The 22,113-nt window shown below is 55.5% G+C and carries 19 protein-coding genes and 1 other RNA gene; 12 read left to right on the forward strand and 8 right to left on the reverse strand.

Features of this window, described 5'->3' with window-relative positions; genetic code table 11:
* Nucleotide 1: 1 nt before the first annotated feature.
* From tdcB to garL, 6 genes are all read right to left on the reverse strand, one after another.
* Nucleotides 2-991, reverse strand: coding sequence for a bifunctional threonine ammonia-lyase/L-serine ammonia-lyase TdcB (tdcB, locus tag ACNQ0W_RS06660; RefSeq protein WP_062933444.1), 990 nt, complete (start codon nucleotides 989-991; stop codon nucleotides 2-4).
* Nucleotides 992-1,087: 96 nt separating this feature from the next.
* Nucleotides 1,088-2,008, reverse strand: a complete 921-nt coding sequence (gene tdcA, locus ACNQ0W_RS06665) for a transcriptional regulator TdcA (protein WP_062933402.1) — start codon at nucleotides 2,006-2,008, stop codon at nucleotides 1,088-1,090.
* Between the two features lie 672 nt (nucleotides 2,009-2,680).
* Nucleotides 2,681-3,057, reverse strand: an RNA gene (gene rnpB, locus ACNQ0W_RS06670) — RNase P RNA component class A.
* Nucleotides 3,058-3,089: 32 nt separating this feature from the next.
* The gene (gene garK / locus ACNQ0W_RS06675; RefSeq protein WP_062933403.1) at nucleotides 3,090-4,235 is read right to left on the reverse strand and encodes a glycerate 2-kinase; all 1,146 of its coding nucleotides are present in this window, start codon (nucleotides 4,233-4,235) and stop codon (nucleotides 3,090-3,092) included.
* Between the two features lie 56 nt (nucleotides 4,236-4,291).
* Nucleotides 4,292-5,182 (reverse strand): 2-hydroxy-3-oxopropionate reductase, encoded by an 891-nt coding sequence (gene garR, locus ACNQ0W_RS06680; protein WP_017382435.1) that lies wholly within the window; start codon nucleotides 5,180-5,182, stop codon nucleotides 4,292-4,294.
* Between the two features lie 21 nt (nucleotides 5,183-5,203).
* Nucleotides 5,204-5,974, reverse strand: coding sequence for a 2-dehydro-3-deoxyglucarate aldolase (gene garL, locus ACNQ0W_RS06685; RefSeq protein ID WP_003862676.1), 771 nt, complete (start codon nucleotides 5,972-5,974; stop codon nucleotides 5,204-5,206).
* Between the two features lie 367 nt (nucleotides 5,975-6,341).
* On the opposite strand from garL, the gene garD reads away from it, so the two are divergent.
* On the forward strand, nucleotides 6,342-7,913 hold the full coding sequence (gene garD, locus ACNQ0W_RS06690) for a galactarate dehydratase (RefSeq protein WP_048246816.1): 1,572 nt from the start codon (nucleotides 6,342-6,344) through the stop codon (nucleotides 7,911-7,913).
* Between the two features lie 94 nt (nucleotides 7,914-8,007).
* On the opposite strand, the gene ACNQ0W_RS06695 is transcribed toward garD, so the two are convergent.
* Nucleotides 8,008-8,811 (reverse strand): DeoR family transcriptional regulator, encoded by an 804-nt coding sequence (locus tag ACNQ0W_RS06695; protein ID WP_015571958.1) that lies wholly within the window; start codon nucleotides 8,809-8,811, stop codon nucleotides 8,008-8,010.
* Nucleotides 8,812-9,050: 239 nt separating this feature from the next.
* Between ACNQ0W_RS06695 and kbaZ the strand changes: the two genes are divergently transcribed.
* From kbaZ to ACNQ0W_RS06750, 11 genes are all read left to right on the forward strand, one after another.
* Entirely contained in the window at nucleotides 9,051-10,358 is a 1,308-nt protein-coding gene (kbaZ, locus tag ACNQ0W_RS06700) for a tagatose-bisphosphate aldolase subunit KbaZ (protein WP_417933177.1), read from the forward strand.
* Between the two features lie 19 nt (nucleotides 10,359-10,377).
* Nucleotides 10,378-10,851, forward strand: a complete 474-nt coding sequence (agaV, locus tag ACNQ0W_RS06705; protein WP_003861728.1) for a PTS N-acetylgalactosamine transporter subunit IIB — start codon at nucleotides 10,378-10,380, stop codon at nucleotides 10,849-10,851.
* Between the two features lie 10 nt (nucleotides 10,852-10,861).
* A complete protein-coding gene (gene agaW, locus ACNQ0W_RS06710; RefSeq protein ID WP_003861730.1) occupies nucleotides 10,862-11,641 on the forward strand; it encodes a PTS N-acetylgalactosamine transporter subunit IIC in 780 nt (259 codons plus the stop codon).
* Nucleotides 11,631-12,509: a PTS N-acetylgalactosamine transporter subunit IID gene (gene agaE / locus ACNQ0W_RS06715; RefSeq protein WP_017693933.1), complete on the forward strand. Its 879-nt coding sequence runs from the start codon at nucleotides 11,631-11,633 to the stop codon at nucleotides 12,507-12,509. The genes agaW and agaE overlap by 11 nt, the downstream gene beginning before the upstream one ends.
* 17 nt (nucleotides 12,510-12,526) lie before the next feature.
* On the forward strand, nucleotides 12,527-12,961 hold the full coding sequence (agaF, locus tag ACNQ0W_RS06720) for a PTS galactosamine/N-acetylgalactosamine transporter subunit IIA (protein ID WP_017382441.1): 435 nt from the start codon (nucleotides 12,527-12,529) through the stop codon (nucleotides 12,959-12,961).
* Complete coding sequence (gene nagA / locus ACNQ0W_RS06725) at nucleotides 12,958-14,091, forward strand: N-acetylglucosamine-6-phosphate deacetylase (protein WP_062933405.1); 1,134 nt, start codon at nucleotides 12,958-12,960, stop codon at nucleotides 14,089-14,091. The genes agaF and nagA overlap by 4 nt, the downstream gene beginning before the upstream one ends.
* A 246-nt stretch (nucleotides 14,092-14,337) precedes the next feature.
* Entirely contained in the window at nucleotides 14,338-15,483 is a 1,146-nt protein-coding gene (locus tag ACNQ0W_RS06730) for an SIS domain-containing protein (RefSeq protein ID WP_062933406.1), read from the forward strand.
* A gap of 12 nt (nucleotides 15,484-15,495) precedes the next feature.
* Nucleotides 15,496-16,368 carry a tagatose-bisphosphate aldolase subunit KbaY gene (gene kbaY / locus ACNQ0W_RS06735; protein ID WP_062933407.1) on the forward strand — a complete coding sequence of 291 codons (873 nt, stop codon included), beginning with the start codon at nucleotides 15,496-15,498 and terminating at the stop codon, nucleotides 16,366-16,368.
* Nucleotides 16,369-16,485: 117 nt separating this feature from the next.
* On the forward strand, nucleotides 16,486-18,057 hold the full coding sequence (gene malX, locus ACNQ0W_RS06740) for a maltose/glucose-specific PTS transporter subunit IIBC (RefSeq protein ID WP_062933408.1): 1,572 nt from the start codon (nucleotides 16,486-16,488) through the stop codon (nucleotides 18,055-18,057).
* Between the two features lie 12 nt (nucleotides 18,058-18,069).
* Entirely contained in the window at nucleotides 18,070-19,242 is a 1,173-nt protein-coding gene (locus ACNQ0W_RS06745; RefSeq protein ID WP_062933409.1) for a MalY/PatB family protein, read from the forward strand.
* Between the two features lie 16 nt (nucleotides 19,243-19,258).
* Nucleotides 19,259-21,148, forward strand: a complete 1,890-nt coding sequence (locus ACNQ0W_RS06750; RefSeq protein WP_047734742.1) for an enterotoxin — start codon at nucleotides 19,259-19,261, stop codon at nucleotides 21,146-21,148.
* 67 nt (nucleotides 21,149-21,215) lie between these two features.
* Here the strand turns inward: ACNQ0W_RS06750 and rsmI are convergent, their stop codons facing one another.
* Nucleotides 21,216-22,079 carry a 16S rRNA (cytidine(1402)-2'-O)-methyltransferase gene (rsmI, locus tag ACNQ0W_RS06755; protein WP_062933410.1) on the reverse strand — a complete coding sequence of 288 codons (864 nt, stop codon included), beginning with the start codon at nucleotides 22,077-22,079 and terminating at the stop codon, nucleotides 21,216-21,218.
* Nucleotides 22,080-22,113: the final 34 nt, after the last annotated feature.

A 22,113-nucleotide genomic window follows, 5' to 3' on the forward strand; every position in this document is an offset into this window, starting at 1 on the left:
TTTATGCGTCAACGAAGCCGGTAATTTGGGAAACACGGGAGAGATCAATATTGCCACCGGAAATAATGCAGACGGTTTTTCGGCCCTGAATATAGTGGTCCAGCTTGCCGCTTAATAACGCCGCGCACGCCAGCGCACCGGCACCTTCCGTGACCACTTTATTTCGCTGAATAAGCGCGATCATGCTGTTGCGAATCTCGTCTTCACTGACCAGCACAATGTCATCGACTAATTCACGAACAATTTCGAAGGTTAATTTACCCGGGCGAGACACGTCGCAGCCGTCGGCTAATGTGCCGGTGACGCGATGGTTGGTTATTTCTCCCGCCTGATACGATGCCGCCATTCCGTGCACGTTTTCAGACTGCACGCCGATAATATTAATGGTCGGGTTGATGGATTTAATTGCTGTCGCAATACCGGCAATTAAACCGCCGCCGCCGATGGGGACAATCACGTTATCCACGTCATATAAATCTTCGAGGATTTCCAGGCCGATGGTGCCCTGCCCGGCAATGACTTTCGGATCGTCGTAAGGCGGGATAAAAATGCGCCCTTCCATCTCGACGATTTCGCTCACTTTGGCGATGGTGTCGTTAAAGTTTTCGCCGTGCAGCACCACTTCGGCGGAGTAGTCGCGCGTGGCGGCAACCTTGGATTTCGGCGCGCCCATCGGCATGACCACTTTGCCGTCGATGCCGAGCATGGCGCAGGAGAGAGAGACCCCCTGCGCGTGGTTCCCTGCGGAACAGGCCACCACGCCCTTGCGTTTTTCCGCATCGGTCAGCGAGCTTAATTTATTGAACGCCCCACGTATTTTAAACGAACCGGTACGCTGCATATTTTCAAATTTCAGGAATATCTCACCCTTACACCGTTCGCTCAGATAATTCGAGCGCGGCATTCCGGTTTTATAGATCTTTCCCGCCAGTCGTTTTCTGGCGTCCTGAATATCTTCAATGGTCACCGGGAGATCGTAAGTAATGTGCATAATATCCTCGTTATAATAATTCATTGTTTTCAGGCAAAGTCAGGGTATCAGAGCGTTAAAAAGCGTCGCTCCGGGTGTTTTAAATCATCATTATCTCTATCGTCGTTTTTCGGTATTCATCGACGAATATTGTTTTGCCAGTTCAACTAATATTGACGCCGATTTTTTAATACTGTAATTTTTTGACCACACGGCGGCATAACGCGCCACGGGTAATTCATCTTCCACAGGCAGGACAATAAACTGGTCCGAGCCGAATGGCGCAATCATGTCACGGGGGATCACCGTCAGGTAATCGGCATTGAGGACAAGGTTATAGATGGTGACGACGGAATCGGTCTGGACGATGTTTTCAATGCTGATGTGGTTGTCTTGCAGGGTGGTCAGGAGTTCGTTGTAGTAGCCCATATCGGTTTGCGGCATCACCCACTGCTCGTGCGTGAGCGATGCCAGTCTGGTCGGGCCGGTGCACGTTCGTGATTTACTCGCCACCAGCACAAACTCGGATTCAAACAGTGGCTCAACGTGAAGATCCTGAAGCTGCATCCCGTCGCTCAGCGTGCCGATGGCGAAATCCAGCCGGCCATCGCGAATGGCGGGCAGGAATGAAGAGAGCTGCGCTTCATACATTGAGACGCGCGCTTTCGGGAACACTTCCTTGAATTTTTTGATCATCCCGGACAGGAAGGTGAAGCCAATCAGCGACGGATAGCCGAAGGAGACGTCCATGACGGTACTGAAGCTGAGGCTGTTGATCTCGCTCACCATGTTTTTCATTTCGCGGGTGATCGACTCAGCGTAGGACAGCAGCACCTGACCGGCGGCAGTGAGTTTTACGCCGGTGTTCTTACGCACCATCACTTCCACCCCAAAGTAGGATTCGATGTCGCTGATGATTTTGCTGACGGCAGGTTGCGTCAGCCCCAGTTGTCTTGCAGCAGAACCTATGGAGCCACTTTTGATGACTTCCTGAAATACCACGAGGTGCTGTGTTTTCGGTAGAATAATAGTATTCATAATATTCTGCGCTTATTTCCCTATGACGCAGCGGATTCTACCCAATATTGTTTCAGGGGGTATGTGCTGTTACTCACAATTTGCCATGACGCCCTTTTTATCACTGCATTCAAAACCGATTTATCACCTTATTAATCAAACAGTTAAGCAACTTAAAATACGCAATTACGCTGATATTGATCAACAAAATCCGCAGTAATAAATTTATTTTATGGCAATAACCTGCGTGAATTTTTTTGCCTTAAAAATATTAATAAAGACTATCTTTCAGGCAATTAAAGGTTAATAAACCACCATTATTCTTTTAAAACATTTTTGTGGTTTATCAACTTTACCAGGAATATTTATTCAGTTCCCGGTTAAAGAGTGGGATATATCACACATTCACCAGAAGAATGTTTTTAGATTCAATATTAAATTATCAAATGAATAACATTCGGCATCACTGACCAAACATTTACAACATCTGCTCAACACTAAAATTTTCTAATTTTATAGCGTTAAATTTTGTGATTACGATCATGCGCAGCAGATGAAAGGAACGGATATCCGGACAGACAGTGAAATGTGCTTAGCGTCGCAAAATTGAGAATTGATGTCGTTTGGCGCTTCGCTTACCCGGCCTGCAACCTTCAGAAAGCAAAAACCCCGCCGAAGCGGGGTTTCGTAAGAAGTTGAAGCTGACCGATAAGCCGGGTTCTGTCGTGGACAGTCATTCATCTAGGCCAGCAATCGCTCACTGGCTCAAGCAGCCTACCCGGGTTCAGTACGGGCCGTACCATGTGAACCCCTATTTGGCCTTGCTCCGGGTGGAGTTTACCGTGCCACGGACTGTTACCAGCCGCGCGGTGCGCTCTTACCGCACCCTTTCACCCTTACCTGATCCCGCTTGCGCGGGCCATCGGCGGTTTGCTCTCTGTTGCACTGGTCGTGGGTTTCCCCCCCAGGCGTTACCTGGCACCCTGCCCTGTGGAGCCCGGACTTTCCTCCCCTCCGCCCGTCTCCCCCGAAAGGGACGACGACGAAGCGGCGACTGTCTGGTCAGCTTCGGCGCGCAGTATAGAGGGTTTGCGCGCCGCTGTCACCCCTGGCTACGCATGCCTACCTGCAATGTGGCCGCGATATTCCGCGAGGCGCGGTAAATGTTGTCATACGCTCCCTGGAACGCCTCTTCCAGTGAACCGATGCGTGTCAGTACGCTGAACACCGCGTCGATGCCGTGCTGATGCACCACACCCACATCCTGCGTCAGACTTCCGGCAATCCCGATCACCGGCTTATGGTATTTTTTGGCGACGCTCGCCACACCGACGGGCACTTTGCCATTAATGCTCTGGCTGTCGATGCGCCCTTCCCCCGTCAGCACCCACGTGCAGTCGTGAATATGTTCTTCAAGATTGAGCGCCTGAGTGACAATCTCGATGCCGCTTTTCAGCTCAGCGCCCAGGAAGGCCATCAGCGCCGCGCCCATGCCGCCCGCGGCGCCAGCCCCCGGAACCCGGTTGACGTCAATGCGCAGCGATTTTTTGATCACCCCGGCGTAGTGGCTAAGATTGGCGTCGAGTTCGAGGATCATCTCCTCCGTGGCGCCTTTTTGCGGGCCAAAGATACGCGACGCGCCGCTTTCACCCACCAGCGGATTCGTCACGTCACAGGCGACGCGGATTACGCATCCCTGAAGACGCGGATCGAGATCGGAAATATCAATCCGGTTAAGCGCCATCAGGCTGCCGCCGCCGTAGCCGATCTCCGTCCCGTTCGCATCCGTAAACCTCGCGCCCAGCGCCTGCATCATACCCGCGCCCCCATCGTTGGTTGCGCTCCCGCCGATACCGATAATGATGTTGCGCGCGCCTTTATCCAGCGCGCTGAGGATCAGCTCCCCCGTCCCGCGCGACGTCGTGACCAGCGGGTTACGCTGCGCGGGAGGAACAAGCACCAGGCCGCTGGCGGCGGCCATCTCGATAAACGCGGTGGTACCGTCGCCCGAGATCCCCCAACTGGCCTTCACCTTTTCCCCTAACGGGCCGGTGACGACAGCCTGCTGCCAGGTGCCCTGCGTCGCAGCGATCATCGCTTCAACCGTACCTTCTCCGCCGTCAGCAACGGGAACAGACACGTAATGAGCGTCGGGGAAAATTTCCCGAAATCCTTTTTCTATCGCCTGCGCCACCTCGGTGGCAGACAGGCTTTCTTTATAAGAGTCTGGCGCGATTACGATTTTCATAGTTGTATGCCTGAGCCGTAGGCCCGGTAAGCGTAACGCCACCGGGCAGGACGTCATTAGCGAGCAATTTCAACCTTCGCCAGTTTTTCGTAATAGCACGCTAACGCGCTGTGATCGGCGGTACCCAGACCGTCCGCACGCAGCGCCTGCATCATCTCCATGACGGCGGCAGTCAGCGGCAGCTGCGCGCCCACGCCGTGGGAGGTATCCAGCGCATTCGCCAGATCCTTAATGTGCAGATCGATGCGGAAGCCCGGCCTGAAGTTACGATCCATCACCATCGGCGCCTTGGCATCCAGCACGGTGCTGCCCGCCAGACCACCGCGAATGGCCTGATAGACCAGATCCGGATTAACGCCCGCTTTGGTGGCCAGCGTCAGCGCTTCGGACATGGCCGCGATGTTCAACGCCACAATCACCTGGTTTGCCAGCTTGGTGACGTTGCCTGCGCCAATTTCACCGGTGTGCACCACGGAGCCAGCCATGGCTTTCATCAGGTCGTAGTATTTGTCGAACACAGCTTTATCGCCCCCGACCATCACCGACAGGGTGCCGTCGATGGCTTTCGGTTCGCCGCCGCTGACCGGCGCATCCAGCATCTCCACGCCCTTCGCTTTCAGCGCTTCGCTGATTTCGCGGCTTGCCAGCGGTGCGATAGAACTCATGTCGATCACCACCAGACCCGGCTTCGCGCCGTCGATAATGCCGTTCTCACCCAGCGCCACCTCTTTCACGTGCGGGGAGTTTGGCAGCATGGTGATAATCACGTCGCACTGCTCAGCAATCGCTTTTGCGGTTGTCGCCGTTTCTGCGCCAGCCGCAATCACCTCTGCCACCGCGTCTGAATTACGATCTAAAACCACCAGTGAGTAACCTGCTTTGATGAGGTTTTTGCTCATTGGTTTGCCCATGATACCCAGGCCAATAAAACCCACTTTCAGCGTCATAATCTGTTTCCTCAATGATGGTTATTTTTTAAAAGCGTCCGCTAATTTCTGCGTGGCGGCGCGGAATACGCCGAGATCGCTGCCGACGGCGACAAACGTTGCGCCCCACTCCAGGTAGCGGCGGGCATCGGCTTCCACTGGCGCCAGAATGCCGCACGGTTTACCGTGCGCTTTGGCACGGGCAAAAATGTGCTGAATTGCGCGCTGCACGTCCGGATGGCTGGCGTTGCCCAGATGACCAAAGGCGGCCGCCAGATCGCTCGGGCCGACGAAAATGCCGTCTACCCCCTCCGTCGCGGCAATAGCGTCGACGTTATCGACCCCCTGCTGGCTCTCGATCTGAACCAGAATGGTGATGTTCTTGTTGGACTGAGCGAAATAGTCCGGCACGGTGCCAAACATGTTGGCGCGGTGCGAGACGGACACGCCGCGGATCCCTTCCGGTGGATAGCGGGTCGCCGCCACGGCCAGCACCGCTTCTTCTTCCGTTTCAACAAACGGGATCAGGAAGTTGTAGAAGCCGATATCCAGCAGACGCTTGATGATCACCGGCTCGTTGGTGGGCACACGCACCACCGGCGCGCTGTGGCTGCCTTTCAGCGCCATCAGCTGCGGAATAAACGTGTTGATATCGTTTGGCGCATGTTCGCCGTCCAGCACCAGCCAGTCGAACCCGGCCAGGCCCAGCACTTCGGTGCTGATGGGGTTGGCCAGCGCAGACCAGCAGCCAATCTGAATCTGGTGCGCCGCGAGGGCCGCTTTAAATTTATTCGGGAAGATGTCGTTACTCATTACTTATACCTTTTTTAATTCCGCAGTTTTAGCCAGTAGCTTTTCTTATTTATTCCGACTCAGCGTCAGCGTTATATTTATTTTCCTGACTGAATTTTGGCGTTATAAAATCGTCATTCAGTATAATCGTCACCACCCGGCAGCACATTGTCTCAATGCTCAATTTTCCAACGGGAGTGGCACGCTATTTTGAGCATATGCCCAACACAATGGGCGCTGATGCACAGAATCAACGATTAGTGGTTCGGGAGCGATCGGGATCACATTCTCACCTTTCCTCTCCTGGCATTCTTTATTTCCTCAATAAGAAACAATTAACCATCTGGCTATATTTAGTATCAGATATTTTGCTGGAGAAGAGTGAACAATGGCCGATATTGAAATTCGACAGGCGTCGCCGACGGCGTTCTATATAAAAGTGCACGATACCGATAACGTGGCGATTATTGTCAACGACAATGGCTTAAAAGCTGGCACCCGCTTTCCGGATGGCCTGGAGCTGATTGAGCACATTCCGCAGGGGCATAAAGTCGCACTGGTCGATATCCCGGCGCAGGGCGAAATCGTGCGCTACGGCGAAGTCATCGGCTATGCGGTGCGCGCTATCCCGCAGGGTAGCTGGATTGAGGAGTCGCTGGTTGAGCTGCCCACCGCCCCGCCGCTGGAGTCGTTGCCGCTGGCTACCCGCGTCCCTGAGCCGTTGCCTCCGCTGGAGGGTTATACCTTCGAAGGTTACCGCAACGCGGATGGCAGCGTGGGAACCAAAAACCTGCTTGGCATCACCACCAGCGTGCATTGCGTGGCGGGCGTAGTGGATTACGTGGTGAAAATTATTGAGCGCGATCTGCTGCCGAAATACCCCAACGTTGACGGCGTGGTGGGTCTTAACCACCTGTACGGCTGCGGCGTGGCGATCAACGCGCCCGCAGCGGTCGTGCCGATCCGCACGATTCACAATATCGCCCTTAACCCAAACTTTGGCGGTGAGGTCATGGTGATTGGTCTCGGCTGTGAAAAATTGCAGCCAGAACGCCTGTTGCAGGGTACGGAGGATGTGAAAGCCATTCCGGTTGACGATGCCAGTATTGTGCGTCTTCAGGATGAACACCATGTCGGCTTCAGATCGATGGTCGACGACATTTTACAGGTGGCAGAGCGCCATCTGGAGAAGCTGAACAAACGCCAGCGTGAAACCTGCCCGGCCTCTGAACTGGTCGTTGGGACACAGTGTGGCGGCAGCGATGCGTTTTCCGGCGTTACCGCTAACCCGGCGGTCGGTTATGCCTCCGATCTGTTCGTGCGCTGCGGCGCCACGGTGATGTTCTCTGAAGTGACCGAAGTGCGTGATGCTATCCACCTGCTCACGCCGCGCGCCGTCAACGAAGAGGTGGGCAAACGCCTGCTGGAGGAGATGGCCTGGTACGATAACTATCTCGACATGGGCAAAACCGACCGCAGCGCCAACCCGTCTCCGGGTAACAAGAAAGGCGGCCTGGCGAACGTGGTGGAAAAGGCCCTCGGGTCAATTGCCAAATCCGGCCAGAGCGCGATTGTGGAAGTGCTCTCCCCTGGCCAGCGACCAACCAAACGCGGCCTGATCTACGCGGCAACGCCTGCCAGTGATTTCGTGTGCGGCACCCAGCAGGTGGCGTCCGGCATTACGGTACAGGTCTTTACCACCGGGCGCGGCACGCCGTACGGCCTGATGGCGGTACCGGTGATCAAAATGGCGACCCGCACCGAGCTGGCAAACCGCTGGTATGACTTAATGGATATCAACGCGGGCACCATCGCCACCGGGGAAGAGAGTATTGAAGAGGTGGGCTGGAAGCTGTTCCACTTCATTCTGGATGTGGCAAGCGGGCGGAAGAAAACCTTCTCCGATCAATGGGGATTGCATAACTCGCTGGCGGTGTTTAACCCGGCGCCGGTGACCTGATGGCCCCTCATCCTGCCTTCTCCCCAGCAGGGAGAGGGTAAAAAACCGCAACGAGCAGTCCCCTCTCCCCTATGGGGTGAGGGGAAAAGCCTCTTTAGACCAGCACCACATCGATCCCGCTTTTGCGTAATCCTTCCAGGCTTTCCGCCGGAATGCCTTCATCAACGATAATCATGTCGATCCGCTGGGTATCAATAATTTTATGCAGGCTTGAACGGTTAAACTTGCTGGAGTCCGTGACCACGATAATACGCTCCGCCACCTCGCACATTTTGCGGTTCAGACGGGCTTCATCCTCGTTGTGCGTACTCACCCCCCGGTCGAGATCGATGGCGTCGACGCCCAGGAACAGCAGGTCAAAATGGTAATTCTGTAAGGACTGCTCCGCCTGGTCGCCGTAGAAGGACTGCGACTGACGGCGCAAATGCCCGCCGGTCATCAGCAGCTCTACGCCCTCCGCTTCCAGCAGCGCGTTTGCCACGTTCATCCCGTTGGTCATGGCAATGACATCGGTGTGCTGGCGCAGCATGCGGGCAATTTCAAAGGTTGTGGTGCCGGAATCCAGAATAATGCGATGACCCGGCTTCACCAGTTCAGCCGCCGCCTGCGCAATGCTGCGCTTTACTGCCGTATTAAGGGAACTTTTGTCCTCAACGGACGGCTCCACGCCGGGGGCATTGCCTTCGCAAATCAGCGCGCCGCCGTAAGCGCGAACGGCAATCCCCTGCTTTTCCAGAAAGGCCAGATCGTTACGGATCGTCACCGTCGACACGCCGTATAAAAGAGAAAGATCGTTAACCTGCACGCTTCCCTGCGCCCGCAACCGCTGAATGATCTGCTCTCGCCTTTCACTGGTGCCGGTGATGCGCTTCTCTGCGGATGAATCGGTGCTGCTCATACGAGCTCCTTAGTAAATACACTTTCGTTTCATTTCGTTTTGCTTATTAACGCCTTTCTTTTGAGGGAATGCAAGCCCTGTATGGTGGGCAGACGCAAGCTTAACTGCCGCTGAAACCTTTCATTATGTTTCTTTTGTGAAACAGATCGGAAAACTATTATCTTTCGTTTTATTTTTACCCCACCATAATGCAGTATCAAATGAAACAAAACGAAAGATGAATGCCAACACCATCCGAAATGGAGAGGAAAGTGAAACATCTGACAGAAATGGTGGAACAACATAAACGGGGGAATACAAACGGGATTTATGCCGTCTGTTCCGCACATCCACTGGTACTTCAAGCTGCACTACGCTACGCCCATTCACAACAGACGCCTCTGCTGATTGAAGCCACCTCAAACCAGGTGGATCAGTTTGGCGGTTATACCGGTATGACGCCCGCCGATTTTTATGGGTTTGTCTGCAAGCTGGCGGGATCTCTCGGTTTCCCCACCTCGCAGCTGATCCTTGGCGGCGATCATTTAGGTCCAAACCGCTGGCAAAATCTGCCGGGTTCGCAGGCGATGGCGAACGCCGACGATCTGATCAGAAGCTACGTGGCGGCCGGGTTTAAAAAAATTCACCTCGATTGCAGCATGTCCTGCGAAGACGACCCGGTTCCGTTAACCGATGCAATTGTTGCCGGGCGTGCCGCTCGGCTGGCTAAAATTGCCGAAACCACCTGTCTCGAGCAATTTGGCGTAGCCGATCTGGTCTACGTTATCGGCACGGAAGTTCCGGTTCCCGGTGGGGCACACGAGACGCTGACCGAGCTTGAGGTCACCACGCCAGAGGCGGCACGCGCCACGCTTGAGGCACACCGCCACGCATTCGAGAAGGAAGGGTTAAGCGACATCTGGCCGCGCATTATTGGCCTGGTGGTTCAGCCTGGCGTTGAGTTCGACCATGCGCACGTTTGTGACTATCAACCGCATAAAGCCGTCGCGCTGAGCGAGATGGTTGAAGCCTACGACACACTTGTATTTGAAGCACACTCTACCGATTACCAGACGCCGCAGGCGCTGCGCCAGTTGGTGAAAGATCACTTCGCCATTCTGAAAGTCGGCCCTGCGCTAACCTTCGCGCTGCGCGAAGCGCTGTTCTCACTGGCAGCAATTGAAGAAGAGCTGCTGCCGGCAAAAGCCTGCTCAGGGCTGCGTCACGTCCTGGAAAACGTGATGCTCGATCGCCCGGAATACTGGCAAAGCCACTATCACGGCGACGGCAATGCACGTCGCCTGGCGCGCGGTTACAGCTATTCCGACCGCGTGCGCTATTACTGGCCAGACAGCCAGATTGACGACGCCTTTGAGCGGCTGGTACGCAACCTGGCGGATGAACCGATCCCGCTGCCGCTGATCAGCCAGTATCTGCCGTTGCAGTACAGCAAAGTTCGCGATGGCGCTCTCAGGTCCACACCACGGGAACTCATCCTCGACCACATTCAGGACATACTCCAGCAGTACCATGCCGCCTGCGAAGGCGTAACGACTCAACACGCATAATTAAAAAGAGGAAAACGCTATGCCAAACATTGTCTTATGCCGCATTGATGAACGCCTGATCCACGGTCAGGTGGGCGTACAGTGGGTAGGGTTTGCGGGGGCGAACCTGGTGCTGGTGGCAAATGACGAGGTTGCAGACGATCCGGTTCAGCAAAATCTGATGGAGATGGTGCTGGCGGAAGGCATCGCCGTGCGTTTCTGGTCCCTGCAAAAAGTGATCGACAACATTCATCGCGCCGCCGACCGGCAGAAAATCCTGCTGGTCTGTAAAACACCGGCTGATTTTTTAACGCTGGTCGAGGGCGGCGTGCCCATCACCCGTATAAACGTCGGAAATATGCATTACGCCAGTGGCAAACAGCAAATTGCCAAAACGGTATCTGTAGACGCGAACGATATCGCCGCGTTTAACGGCCTGAAGGCGGCCGGAGTGGAATGCTTCGTTCAGGGCGTTCCAACAGAGACTGCTTTGGATCTCTTTAAACTGCTCTGAGGGATTCACAATGGAAATCAGTCTGTTGCAGGCTTTCGCGCTGGGGCTTCTCGCCTTTATAGCGGGCCTGGATATGTTTAACGGCTTAACACACATGCACCGCCCGGTTGTACTCGGGCCACTGGTTGGCCTGATTCTGGGCGATCTGCACACCGGAATTCTGACCGGCGGTACGTTAGAACTGGTCTGGATGGGACTCGCGCCGCTGGCGGGCGCGCAGCCGCCAAACGTGATTATCGGCACCATCGTTGGCACCACATTTGCCATTACCACAGGCGTGAAGCCGGATGTCGCCGTTGGGGTCGCCGTGCCGTTTGCCGTGGCGGTTCAGATGGGGATCACGTTCCTCTTCTCGGTGATGTCCGGCGTGATGTCCCGCTGCGATCGCATGGCGGCTAACGCAGACACCCGTGGTATTGAACGAGTCAACTATCTGGCACTGCTGGCGCTCGGCGTCTTCTACTTCCTGTGTGCGTTTCTGCCCATCTACTTCGGGGCTGAACATGCGAAAACCGCCATTGACGTGCTGCCGGAACGTCTGATCGACGGTCTCGGCGTCGCGGGCGGCATCATGCCAGCGATCGGCTTCGCCGTGCTGCTGAAGATCATGATGAAAAACGTTTACATCCCTTACTTCATTATCGGCTTTGTCGCCGCGGCCTGGCTGAAACTCCCGGTGCTGGCGATTGCCGCGGCTGCGCTGGCGATGGCGCTGATCGACCTGCTGCGCAAATCGCCTGAACCCACGGCGCCTGCGGCCCAGAAAGAGGAATTTGAAGATGGCATCTAATCACACCACCCTGCCGGGCGTGTCTGAAAGTGAAGAGACACTGCTGACCGGCGTGAATGAAAACGTCTACGAAGACCAGAGTATTGGCGCTGAGCTAACGAAAAAGGATATTAACCGTGTCGCCTGGCGTTCCATGCTGCTACAGGCCTCGTTTAACTACGAGCGTATGCAGGCCTCCGGCTGGCTGTATGGGCTACTGCCCGCGCTGAAAAAGATCCACACCAATAAGCGGGACCTGGCGCGCGCCATGAAAGGCCATATGGGTTTCTTTAACACCCACCCGTTCCTGGTGACCTTCGTCATCGGCATTATTCTGGCAATGGAGCGTTCCAAGCAGGATGTGAACAGCATCCAGAGCACTAAAATTGCCGTCGGCGCACCGCTCGGTGGCATTGGTGACGCCATGTTCTGGCTGACCCTGCTGCCCATCTGCGGGGGAATTGGCGCCAGCCTTGCGCTACAGGGCTCCATTCTTGGCGCGGTGGTCTTTATCGTGCTGTTTAACGTGGTGCATCTCGGCCTGCGTTTTGGTCTGGCGCACTATGCGTACCGAATGGGTGTCGCCGCGATCCCGCTGATCAAGGCCAACACCAAAAAGGTTGGTCATGCTGCGTCCATTGTCGGGATGACAGTGATCGGCGCGCTGGTCGCTACCTACGTGCGCCTGAATACCACACTCGAGATTAAAGCCGGGGATGCGGTCGTCAAACTGCAAACCGATGTGATCGACAAACTGATGCCCGCCTTTCTGCCGCTGGTCTACACCCTGACCATGTTCTGGCTGGTACGCCGTGGCTGGAGCCCGCTGCGCCTGATTGGTATCACCGTGGTGCTGGGCGTTGTCGGTAAATTCTGTCACTTCCTGTAATAAGCAAAGAGGTTGCGATGTTAGGCATTATTTTGACGGGTCACGGCGGTTTTGCCAGCGGGCTGGAACAGGCGATGAAGCAAATCCTCGGCGAACAGCCGCAGTTTATCGCCATCGATTTTCCGGAAAGCTCCACCACTGCGCGGCTGACCGCGCAGCTTGAGCAGGCAGTGAATGAACTGGATGCAGAGCACGATATCGTGTTTCTCACCGATCTTCTCGGCGGTACGCCGTTTCGTGTGGCCTCTACCCTCGCGATGCAGCGCCCCGGCAGCGAAGTGATCACCGGCACCAATCTCCAGCTTTTGCTGGAGATGGTTCTGGAGCGCGACGGGTTAAGCAGTGAAGCCTTTCGTTTGCAGGCGCTGGAGTGCGGCCATCGCGGCCTGACCAGCCTGGTGGATGAACTTGCACGCTGTCGCGAGGAAGCGCCCGCCGAGGAAGGGATATGAGCCAGCTGCTGCGCGCGCGTCGTCTGCTTACCGGGCAGGGCTGGCTGGAAGACCATCAGCTGCGTATGGATAGAGGCGTCATCACCGCCATCGAGCCGATTCCGGCAGGGGTTAACACCCGTGAGGCAGACCTGCTTTGCCCGGCATACATTGATATCCACGTCCACGGCGGCGCGGGTGTGGATGTGATGGATGATGCGCCCGACGTGCTGGACCGGTTAGCCATGCACAAAGCGCGTGAAGGCGTGGGGGCGTTTCTGCCTACCACCGTCACCGCTCCGCTGGAGACGATCCATGGCGCGTTACGGCGCATTGCCCGGCGCTGTCATGCCGGTGGCCCCGGCGCGCAGATCCTGGGCAGCTATCTGGAAGGCCCGTACTTTACGCCGCAGAACAAAGGGGCGCACCCGCCAGAACTGTTTCGCGAACTGGATCTCGCGGAACTTGATGAGCTGATTGCGGTTTCGCAGAACACGCTGCGGGTGGTGGCGCTTGCTCCGGAAAAAGTGGACGCCCTGAAGGCGATCCATCACCTCAAGCAAAAAGGGATACGCGTCATGCTGGGCCACAGCGCCGCTACATACGCGCAAACCCTGGCCGCATTTGATGCAGGCGCAGCCGGGCTGGTGCACTGCTACAACGGCATGACGGGGTTACACCACCGGGAGCCGGGCATGGTTGGCGCCGGGCTTACGGACCCACGCGCGTGGCTGGAGCTTATTGCCGACGGGCATCACGTTCATCCTGGAGCCATGCGGCTGTGTTGTTGCTGCGCGAAGGATCGTACGGTGCTGATTACCGATGCCATGCAGGCAGCGGGTATGCCTGATGGTCGCTATACGTTGTGTGGTGAAAATGTCGGGATGCAGGGCGGCGTTGTCCGCACGGCCTCAGGCGGGCTGGCGGGCAGCACGCTCGCGCTGGATGCCGCCGTGCGAAATATGGTGGAGCATGCGGGGGTCGCCCCAGAAAACGCTATCCATATGGCCTCGCTGCATCCCGCCCGTCTGCTCGGTATGGATCCCCTGCTGGGAACGTTAGCGCCAGGCAAACGCGCCAATATTATTGCGCTGGATGCGGGTTTACACCTCCGGCAGATCTGGATCCAGGGTCAGGCTCGTTCCCTGTAGCCCTTTCACAGTGTGCCCTGTTGGCCTTACGGAAGACGATCGTAAGGCCTTTCTTTTCCTTTCCTTGATTTTCGCCTTTCCTTTCGCGATCACACTTTTCGTTTTATTTCTTTTTCGCCATTGAACTTTCGATTTCTTTTCTATAGATTTTCTTTAACTGCTAAAGTGAACAAGTGAAACGAAACGAAAGATAGCGACACATTTGCCAGCGTCTGATGTGGAATTCACACGACTAAGGACTGAGTTATGCCACAAACCACTATCGCCACCACCGGCACCTGGACCGAAAAAGAGATCCGCCAGCAGCCAGCCAGCTGGCTTCGCTCGCTCAACAATATTGATAATCTGCGCGTGTCGATCGACAGTTTTCTGACGCCACTGTTGCGCAAGCCCGATCTGCGGATCGTTCTGACCGGCGCGGGCACGTCCGCTTTTATCGGCGACATCATTGCGCCATGGCTTGCCAGCCACACAGGAAAAAACATCACCGCGATACCTACGACCGATCTGGTCACCAACCCGATGGATTACTTCAGCCCTGCGCACCCGCTGCTGCTGGTCTCTTTCGCCCGTTCTGGCAATAGCCCGGAGAGCGTCGCTGCCGTTGAGCTGGCGAATCAGTTTGTACCGGAGTGCTACCACCTGTCGATCACCTGTAATGAAGCGGGCAGCCTGTACCAGAATGCCGTCGACAGTGATAACGCCTGCGCTCTGCTCATGCCAGCCGAAACGCACGATCGCGGGTTCGCGATGACAAGCAGCATCACCACCATGATGGCGAGCTGCCTTGCGGTATTCGCACCGGAAACGATCAACAGCAAAACGTTCCGCGACGTGTCCGATCGCTGTCAGGCGATCCTCACGTCGCTCGGCGATTTCAGTCCCGGCGTCTTTGGTAACGAACCGTGGAAACGCATTGTTTATCTGGGCAGCGGTGGATTACAGGGCGCCGCACGGGAGTCTGCGCTGAAGGTGCTGGAGCTGACCGCCGGCAAGCTGGCGGCATTCTACGATTCGCCAACGGGTTTCCGTCACGGGCCTAAGTCGCTGGTAGACAACGAAACGCTGGTCGTCGTGTTTGTCTCCAGCCATCCGTATACGCGTCAGTACGATCGGGATCTGCTCGCCGAGCTGCGACGCGATCGTCAGGCTATGCGCGTGGTAGCCATTGCAGCCGAAACGGATCCGGTCATTGAAGCTGGCCCGCATATCCTGCTGCCGCCTTCCCGTTCATTTAACGATATGGAGCAGGCGTTCTGCTTCCTGATGTACGCCCAGGTCTTCGCACTGACCCAGTCTCTGCACGTTGGCAATACGCCGGATACGCCATCCGCCAGCGGTACGGTTAACCGTGTGGTCCAGGGCGTCGTTATTCATCCGTGGCAGGCTTAAGAGGACAGGCTCATGAGTATTATTTCTACTAAATATCTTTTGCAGGACGCACAGGCGAAGGGCTATGCCGTTCCGGCCTTTAACATCCATAACGCCGAGACGATCCAGGCGATCCTCGAAGTCTGTAGCGAAATGCGATCGCCGGTGATCCTCGCGGGTACGCCGGGGACGTTTAAACATATTGCGCTGGAAGAGATCTACGCCTTGTGCAACGCGTATTCCCTTACTTATGACATGCCGCTGGCGCTACACCTCGATCACCACGAATCGCTGGATGACATTCGCCGCAAAGTCCATGCCGGCGTACGTAGCGCAATGATCGACGGTAGCCATTACCCCTTCGAACAAAACGTCAAGCTGGTGAAATCGGTCGTCGATTTCTGCCATCTCAACGACTGTAGCGTCGAGGCCGAACTGGGCCGACTGGGCGGAGTGGAAGATGACATGAGCGTCGACGCCGAAAGCGCGTTCCTGACCGACCCGCAGGAAGCAAAACGCTTTGTCGAACTGACAGGCGTAGACAGCCTCGCCGTTGCCATCGGTACCGCACACGGTCTCTATACCAAACGGCCAAAAATCGACTTCCAGCGGCTGGCCGAGATCCGCGAGGTAGTGACAGTGCCGCTGGTGCTGCACGGTGCGAGTGATGTGCCGGATGATGATGTGCGCCGCACCATTGAGCTGGGCGTCTGCAAAGTTAACGTCGCAACAGAGCTGAAAATCGCCTTCTCTGACGCAGTCAAAGCCTGGTTTGCCGAGAACCCGCAGGGCAACGATCCGCGCTTCTACATGCGCGTCGGCATGGATGCCATGAAAGAGGTGGTCAGAAGCAAAATCACCGTTTGCGGCTCGGCGAACCGGCTGCTGCTTGCGGCTGAAGTCTGAACCCATCGCGCATAACGTTAGTACCTAAAAAAATAACTATAAGCCTCGCAAATATGAAGGCGCGTCCTTAAGCCGGACAGCGCCTTCCATTATCCTAAAAATCCGAGGAGTCCCTACATGACACAGGAAAAGTCGTTTAAATCGAAAGCGTGGGAGTTTTTCCAGAGCCTGGGAAAGACATTTATGTTCCCGGTCTCGCTGTTGGCCTTTATGGGGTTGTTGTTAGGTATCGGTAGTTCTGTCACCAGCCCTTCCACCATCAAAAGTTTTCCCTTTCTGGGCGGCGAGTTAACGCAGCTCACCTTTGGTTTTATCGCCATGGTCGGCGGCTTTGCTTTTACCTATCTGCCGCTGATGTTTGCCATGGCGATCCCGATGGGCCTTGCCAGACGTAATAAAGCGGTGGGCGCTTTTGCCGGATTCGTTGGCTACATGCTGATGAACATGAGCATCAACTACTACCTGACCGCCACCCACCAGCTTGCGGATGCCGCCACCATGAGACAGGTGGGACAATCCATCGTGCTTGGCATTCAAACGCTGGAGATGGGCGTGCTCGGCGGCATTGTCGTAGGGGTGATCACCTACTTCCTGCACGAACGTTTTCAGGACACGGTGCTGCACGACGCGTTTGCCTTCTTTAGCGGCATTCGTTTTGTACCGATTGTTACTGCCCTCACCCTGTCGCTGGTCGGCTTGTTCATCCCCCTGCTGTGGGAATATGTGGCAATGGGCATTGCCGGGATTGGTCATATCATCCAGAGCACCAGCGTCTTTGGGCCGTTCCTGTATGGCGTGGGCGTACTGCTGCTCAAACCTTTTGGCCTGCACCACATCCTGCTGGCGATGGTGCGCTTCACCCCGGCGGGCGGCATTGAGATGGTTAACGGCCAGGAAGTGGCCGGTGCGCTAAACATTTTCTACGCCGAGCTGAAAGCTGGCCTGCCGTTTAGCCCGCACGTTACGGCATTTTTATCGCAAGGGTTTATGCCGACCTTTATCTTCGGCCTGCCTGCCGTGGCTTACGCTATCTACCGCACCGCGCGCCCGGAAAACCGTCCGGTGATTAAAGGGCTGCTGCTTTCAGGCGTGCTGGTTTCAGTTGTCACGGGTATTTCAGAGCCGATTGAGTTCCTGTTCCTGTTTATTGCCCCTGTGCTTTACGCGTTTCATATCGTTATGTCTGGCCTGGCGCTGATGGTGATGGCGCTGCTCGGCGTCACCATCGGCAACACCGACGGCGGCATTCTGGATCTGCTGATCTTCGGCGTCATGCAGGGAATGTCGACCAAATGGTATCTGCTGTTCCCGGTGGGTATTGCCTGGTTTGCTATCTACTTCTTCGTCTTCCGCTGGTACATCCTCAGGCACGATATAAAAACGCCGGGCCGTGAGGTTGACGCGCAGGGTGCGCTCCAGGCGGTGGAAGCCAATACCCGGGCACGTGGAAAATCAAAATACGATCATGGGCTTATTCTTAGCGCGCTTGGCGGTAAAGAGAATATTGAGTCGCTCGACAACTGCATCACCCGCTTACGTCTGGTGGTGAAAGATATGGGGCTTATCGACCAGCAGGCGCTGAAGGCCGCGGGCGCCTTGTCAGTAGTGGTGCTTGATGCCCACAGCGTTCAGGTGATCATCGGCCCGCAGGTGCAGAGCGTCAAATCCGGCATTGAAGCCTTAATTTAACAGGGGGTCGTTGTGTTTGATTTCGACAGAATCATTGAGCGTAAAAGCGATAAATGCCGTAAATGGGATCATACTTTTGTGTGCTCGCGTTTCGGTGATGTCCCGGAGGGATTTATCCCGCTGTGGATAGCAGACATGGATTTCACCTCGCCACCCGCCGTGATTGAAGGCTTCCAGCGCATCGTGGAGCATGGCACCTTCGGTTACACCTGGTGCTTCGACGAATTCTACGATGCGGTCATCGCCTTCCAGCGCACCCGTCATCAGGTTGAGGTGCATAAGTCATGGATCACCCTGACCTACGGCACCGTTTCCACGCTGCACTATACGGTTCAGGCGTTCTGCAAACCCGGCGACTGCGTGATGATGAATACCCCGGTGTATGACCCGTTTGCGATGGCGACACAGCGACAGGGCGTGCGGGTGCTTGCAAATCCGCTGAGCGTGGAGGAAAACCGCTATCAGCTGGATTTTAATTTGATTGAAGTTCAGCTCAAAACTCACCGTCCAAAACTGTGGTTCTTCTGCTCGCCGCATAACCCCTCGGGCCGAATCTGGCGCGCGGATGAGATACGTCAGGTGTCCGATCTCTGTAAGCGCTACGGCACGATTCTGGTGGTTGATGAGGTTCACGCCGAGCACATTCTGGACGGTACATTCGTCAGTTGTCTGACTTCGGGCTGTGCCGCCCAGGACAACCTGATTGTGCTGACCTCCCCCAATAAAGCCTTCAACCTTGGCGGGCTAAAAACATCCTACTCAATGATTCCAGACGATTCGCTGCGCCAGCGTTTCCGCCAGCAGCTGGAGAAGAACTCCATTACCTCGCCCAATATCTTCGGCGTGTGGGGAATTATTCTGGCTTATCAGCAAGGTCTGCCATGGCTCGACGCGCTGAATGGTTATCTGCGCGGCAATGCCCGCTACCTTGCGGATGCCATTCAGACCCATTTCCCTGCATGGAAGATGATGAACCCGGAGTCGTCGTATCTCGCCTGGATAGACGTCAGTGCGGACGATCGCAGTGCGACGGCGCTAACTCAACATTTCGCAAAACAGGCTGGCGTGGTCATTGAAGATGGCAGCCACTACGTACAAAACGGCGAAAACTACCTGCGTATTAACTTCGGCACCCAGCGCTACTGGCTGGAACAGTCCATCAACCGAATGCTGAAGCATTACTGATAAGGATCTTACCCCGATGAAAAAAATGCTCACTCTCTCGCTGCTGGCTCTCTGTGTTTCTCATGGCGCGGCGGCAGCAAACTACGCGCTCAGTAACGACAATATTGCCCTTTCGTTTGATGATGCAAACGCAACGGTAGTGGTAACGGACAGCAAAGCTAACCATCCGCTCACGCCTCAGGAGTTGTTCTTTCTGACGCTACCGGATGAAACAAAAATCCACACCGCTGATTTCAAAATCAAGCACGTCGAAAAGCAGGACAATGCGATAGTCATCGACTTTACGCATCCGGATTTTATCGTAACGGTGAAACTGAACCTGGTGAAGGGAAAATACGCCAGCATTGGCTACACCATCGCCGCCGTCGGGCAGCCGCGGGACGTAGCGAAAATTACCTTCTTCCCGACGAAGAAGCAGTCTCAGGCACCTTACGTTGACGGGGCGATTAACAGCTCGCCAATCGTGGCCGACTCGTTCTTCATCCTGCCAGACAAACCGATTGTGAATACTTACGCTTATGAAGCCACCACGAACCTCAACGTGGAGCTGAAAACGCCAATTCTGCCTGAGACACCGGTTAGTTTTACCACCTGGTTCGGCACTTTCCCGGAAACTAATCAGCTGCGCCGCAGCGTAAACCAGTTTATCGATGCCGTGCGTCCGCGGCCTTATAAGCCTTACCTGCACTACAACAGCTGGATGGACATCGGCTTCTTTACCCCTTACTCCGAGCAGGATGTCATTGGGCGGATGGACGAATGGAATAAAGAATTTATTGCCGGACGCGGGGTGGCGCTGGACGCGTTCCTGCTGGACGATGGCTGGGACGATCGCACCGGACGCTGGCTGTTTGGCCCGGCATTCAGCAACGGTTTTGGCAAAGTCAGGGAAAAAGCTGACAGCCTGCATAGCTCGGTTGGGCTGTGGCTTTCTCCGTGGGGCGGATACAACAAGCCGCGCGATATTCGCGTCTCGCATGCAAAAGAGTATGGTTTCGAAACCGTAGACGGCAAGCTGGCGCTGTCGGGGCCGAACTACTTTAAAAACTTTAACGATCAGATCATTAAGCTGATCAAAAACGAGCACATTACCTCGTTCAAGCTCGACGGAATGGGTAATGCCAATTCGCATATCAAGGGCAGCCCATTTGCATCGGATTTTGACGCGTCCATTGCCCTGCTGCACAACATGCGTAGCGCAAATCCGAACCTGTTTATCAACCTGACCACCGGCACCGACGCCAGCCCGTCCTGGCTGTTCTATGCTGACTCAATCTGGCGTCAGGGCGATGATATCAACCTGTACGGCCCCGGCACGCCAGTGCAGCAGTGGATGACCTACCGCGATGCCGAAACCTGGCGATCCATCGTGCGTAAAGGTCCGCTGTTCCCGCTGAACTCACTGATGTACCACGGGATCGTCAGCGCCGAGAACGCTTACTATGGACTCGAGAAAGTGCAAACAGACAGCGATTTTGCCGATCAGGTCTGGAGCTACTTCGCAACCGGTACTCAGCTTCAGGAACTGTACATCACGCCGTCCATGCTGAATAAGGCGAAGTGGGATACCCTGGCGCAGGCGGCAAAATGGTCGCGTGAGAATGCCAGCGTGCTGGTGGATACTCACTGGATTGGCGGTGACCCAACTTCGCTTGAGGTTTACGGCTGGGCCTCATGGAGTAAAGACAAAGCGATTTTTGGCTTACGCAACCCGTCGGATAAGCCGCAACGTTACTACCTGGATTTAACCAAAGATTTTGAAATCCCGGCAGGAGAGCGTTCGCAGTTTACCCTGAAAGCCGTGTACGGCAGTAATTCGACCGTACCAGAGGAGTATAAAAACGCTGTGGTGATTACTCTGCAACCGCTGGAAACGCTGGTGTTTGAGGCGATGCCGGGGAAATAGTGAGGTTCAGACATGGTGTAGGCCGGGTTAGGCGAAGCCGCCACCCGGCAAAACAGGCGGCAGGGACTTACTCCCCCTGCTGCTCCAGCGCATATTTATACAGCGCATTTTTCTTCACGCCGTGGATCTCCGCCGCCAGCGCCGCCGCTTTTTTCAGAGGAAGTTCAGCCTGTAGCAGGGCCAGCGTACGCAGCGCATCGGCAGGCAGGGCGTCTTCCTGCGCTTTGTGCCCTTCAACAATCAGCACCATTTCGCCCTTGCGGCGGTTTTCATCCTCTTTCACCCATGCCAGCAGCTCGCCGACCGGCGCACCGTGAATGGTTTCCCACGTTTTGGTCAGCTCGCGCGCCAGCACCACGTAGCGCCTTTCGCCCCAGACGGTCACCATATCTTCCAGGCTTTCCAGCAGACGGTGAGTGGATTCGTAGAAGATCAACGTACGCGGTTCGGCTTCCAGATCCTTTAACACGTCGCGGCGGCCTTTAGATTTGGCGGGCAGGAAACCTTCGTAGCAGAAACGATCGGACGGCAGACCCGCAGCGCTTAACGCCGCAATCGCCGCGCACGGCCCCGGCAGCGGCACAACGCGGATGCCTGCTTCACGGCAGGTGCGAACCAGATGGTAGCCCGGATCGTTGATCAGCGGCGTTCCCGCATCGGAGACCAGCGCGATGTTCTGCCCTTCTTTAAGCTTCGCTACCAGCGTTTCGGCTTTTTGTTGCTCATTGTGATCGTGTAGGGCAAACAAACGGGCGTTAATGGCAAAGTGTTGTAGCAGTAAACCGGTATGACGGGTGTCTTCAGCAGCAATCAAATCAACAGCTTGCAATACGGTAAGCGCACGTTGGGTAATATCAGACAAATTCCCGATAGGAGTAGGTACAATATAAAGCTGGCCTTGAGAATTATCTGCCGTTTCGTGTTGTTTCATTGTTTCGTCCGTATTGCCGATTTAATATTGAGCA

Source organism: Enterobacter cloacae complex sp. 6730903 (genome assembly GCF_048283985.1).
In the GTDB taxonomy this organism is placed as follows: Bacteria; Pseudomonadota; Gammaproteobacteria; order Enterobacterales; family Enterobacteriaceae; genus Enterobacter; species Enterobacter hormaechei_C.

What these genes read in the sequence shown, in the direction of transcription:
- tdcB (WP_062933444.1), bottom strand. Translation starts at nt 991, where the DNA reads ATGCACATTACTTACGATCTCCCGGTGACCATTGAAGATATTCAGGAC.
- tdcA (WP_062933402.1), bottom strand. Translation starts at nt 2,008, where the DNA reads ATGAATACTATTATTCTACCGAAAACACAGCACCTCGTGGTATTTCAG.
- garK (WP_062933403.1), bottom strand. Translation starts at nt 4,235, where the DNA reads ATGAAAATCGTAATCGCGCCAGACTCTTATAAAGAAAGCCTGTCTGCC.
- garR (WP_017382435.1), bottom strand. Translation starts at nt 5,182, where the DNA reads ATGACGCTGAAAGTGGGTTTTATTGGCCTGGGTATCATGGGCAAACCA.
- garL (WP_003862676.1), bottom strand. Translation starts at nt 5,974, where the DNA reads ATGAGTAACGACATCTTCCCGAATAAATTTAAAGCGGCCCTCGCGGCG.
- garD (WP_048246816.1), top strand. Translation starts at nt 6,342, where the DNA reads ATGGCCGATATTGAAATTCGACAGGCGTCGCCGACGGCGTTCTATATA.
- ACNQ0W_RS06695 (WP_015571958.1), bottom strand. Translation starts at nt 8,811, where the DNA reads ATGAGCAGCACCGATTCATCCGCAGAGAAGCGCATCACCGGCACCAGT.
- kbaZ (WP_417933177.1), top strand. Translation starts at nt 9,051, where the DNA reads ATGGAGAGGAAAGTGAAACATCTGACAGAAATGGTGGAACAACATAAA.
- agaV (WP_003861728.1), top strand. Translation starts at nt 10,378, where the DNA reads ATGCCAAACATTGTCTTATGCCGCATTGATGAACGCCTGATCCACGGT.
- agaW (WP_003861730.1), top strand. Translation starts at nt 10,862, where the DNA reads ATGGAAATCAGTCTGTTGCAGGCTTTCGCGCTGGGGCTTCTCGCCTTT.
- agaE (WP_017693933.1), top strand. Translation starts at nt 11,631, where the DNA reads ATGGCATCTAATCACACCACCCTGCCGGGCGTGTCTGAAAGTGAAGAG.
- agaF (WP_017382441.1), top strand. Translation starts at nt 12,527, where the DNA reads ATGTTAGGCATTATTTTGACGGGTCACGGCGGTTTTGCCAGCGGGCTG.
- nagA (WP_062933405.1), top strand. Translation starts at nt 12,958, where the DNA reads ATGAGCCAGCTGCTGCGCGCGCGTCGTCTGCTTACCGGGCAGGGCTGG.
- ACNQ0W_RS06730 (WP_062933406.1), top strand. Translation starts at nt 14,338, where the DNA reads ATGCCACAAACCACTATCGCCACCACCGGCACCTGGACCGAAAAAGAG.
- kbaY (WP_062933407.1), top strand. Translation starts at nt 15,496, where the DNA reads ATGAGTATTATTTCTACTAAATATCTTTTGCAGGACGCACAGGCGAAG.
- malX (WP_062933408.1), top strand. Translation starts at nt 16,486, where the DNA reads ATGACACAGGAAAAGTCGTTTAAATCGAAAGCGTGGGAGTTTTTCCAG.
- ACNQ0W_RS06750 (WP_047734742.1), top strand. Translation starts at nt 19,259, where the DNA reads ATGAAAAAAATGCTCACTCTCTCGCTGCTGGCTCTCTGTGTTTCTCAT.
- rsmI (WP_062933410.1), bottom strand. Translation starts at nt 22,079, where the DNA reads ATGAAACAACACGAAACGGCAGATAATTCTCAAGGCCAGCTTTATATT.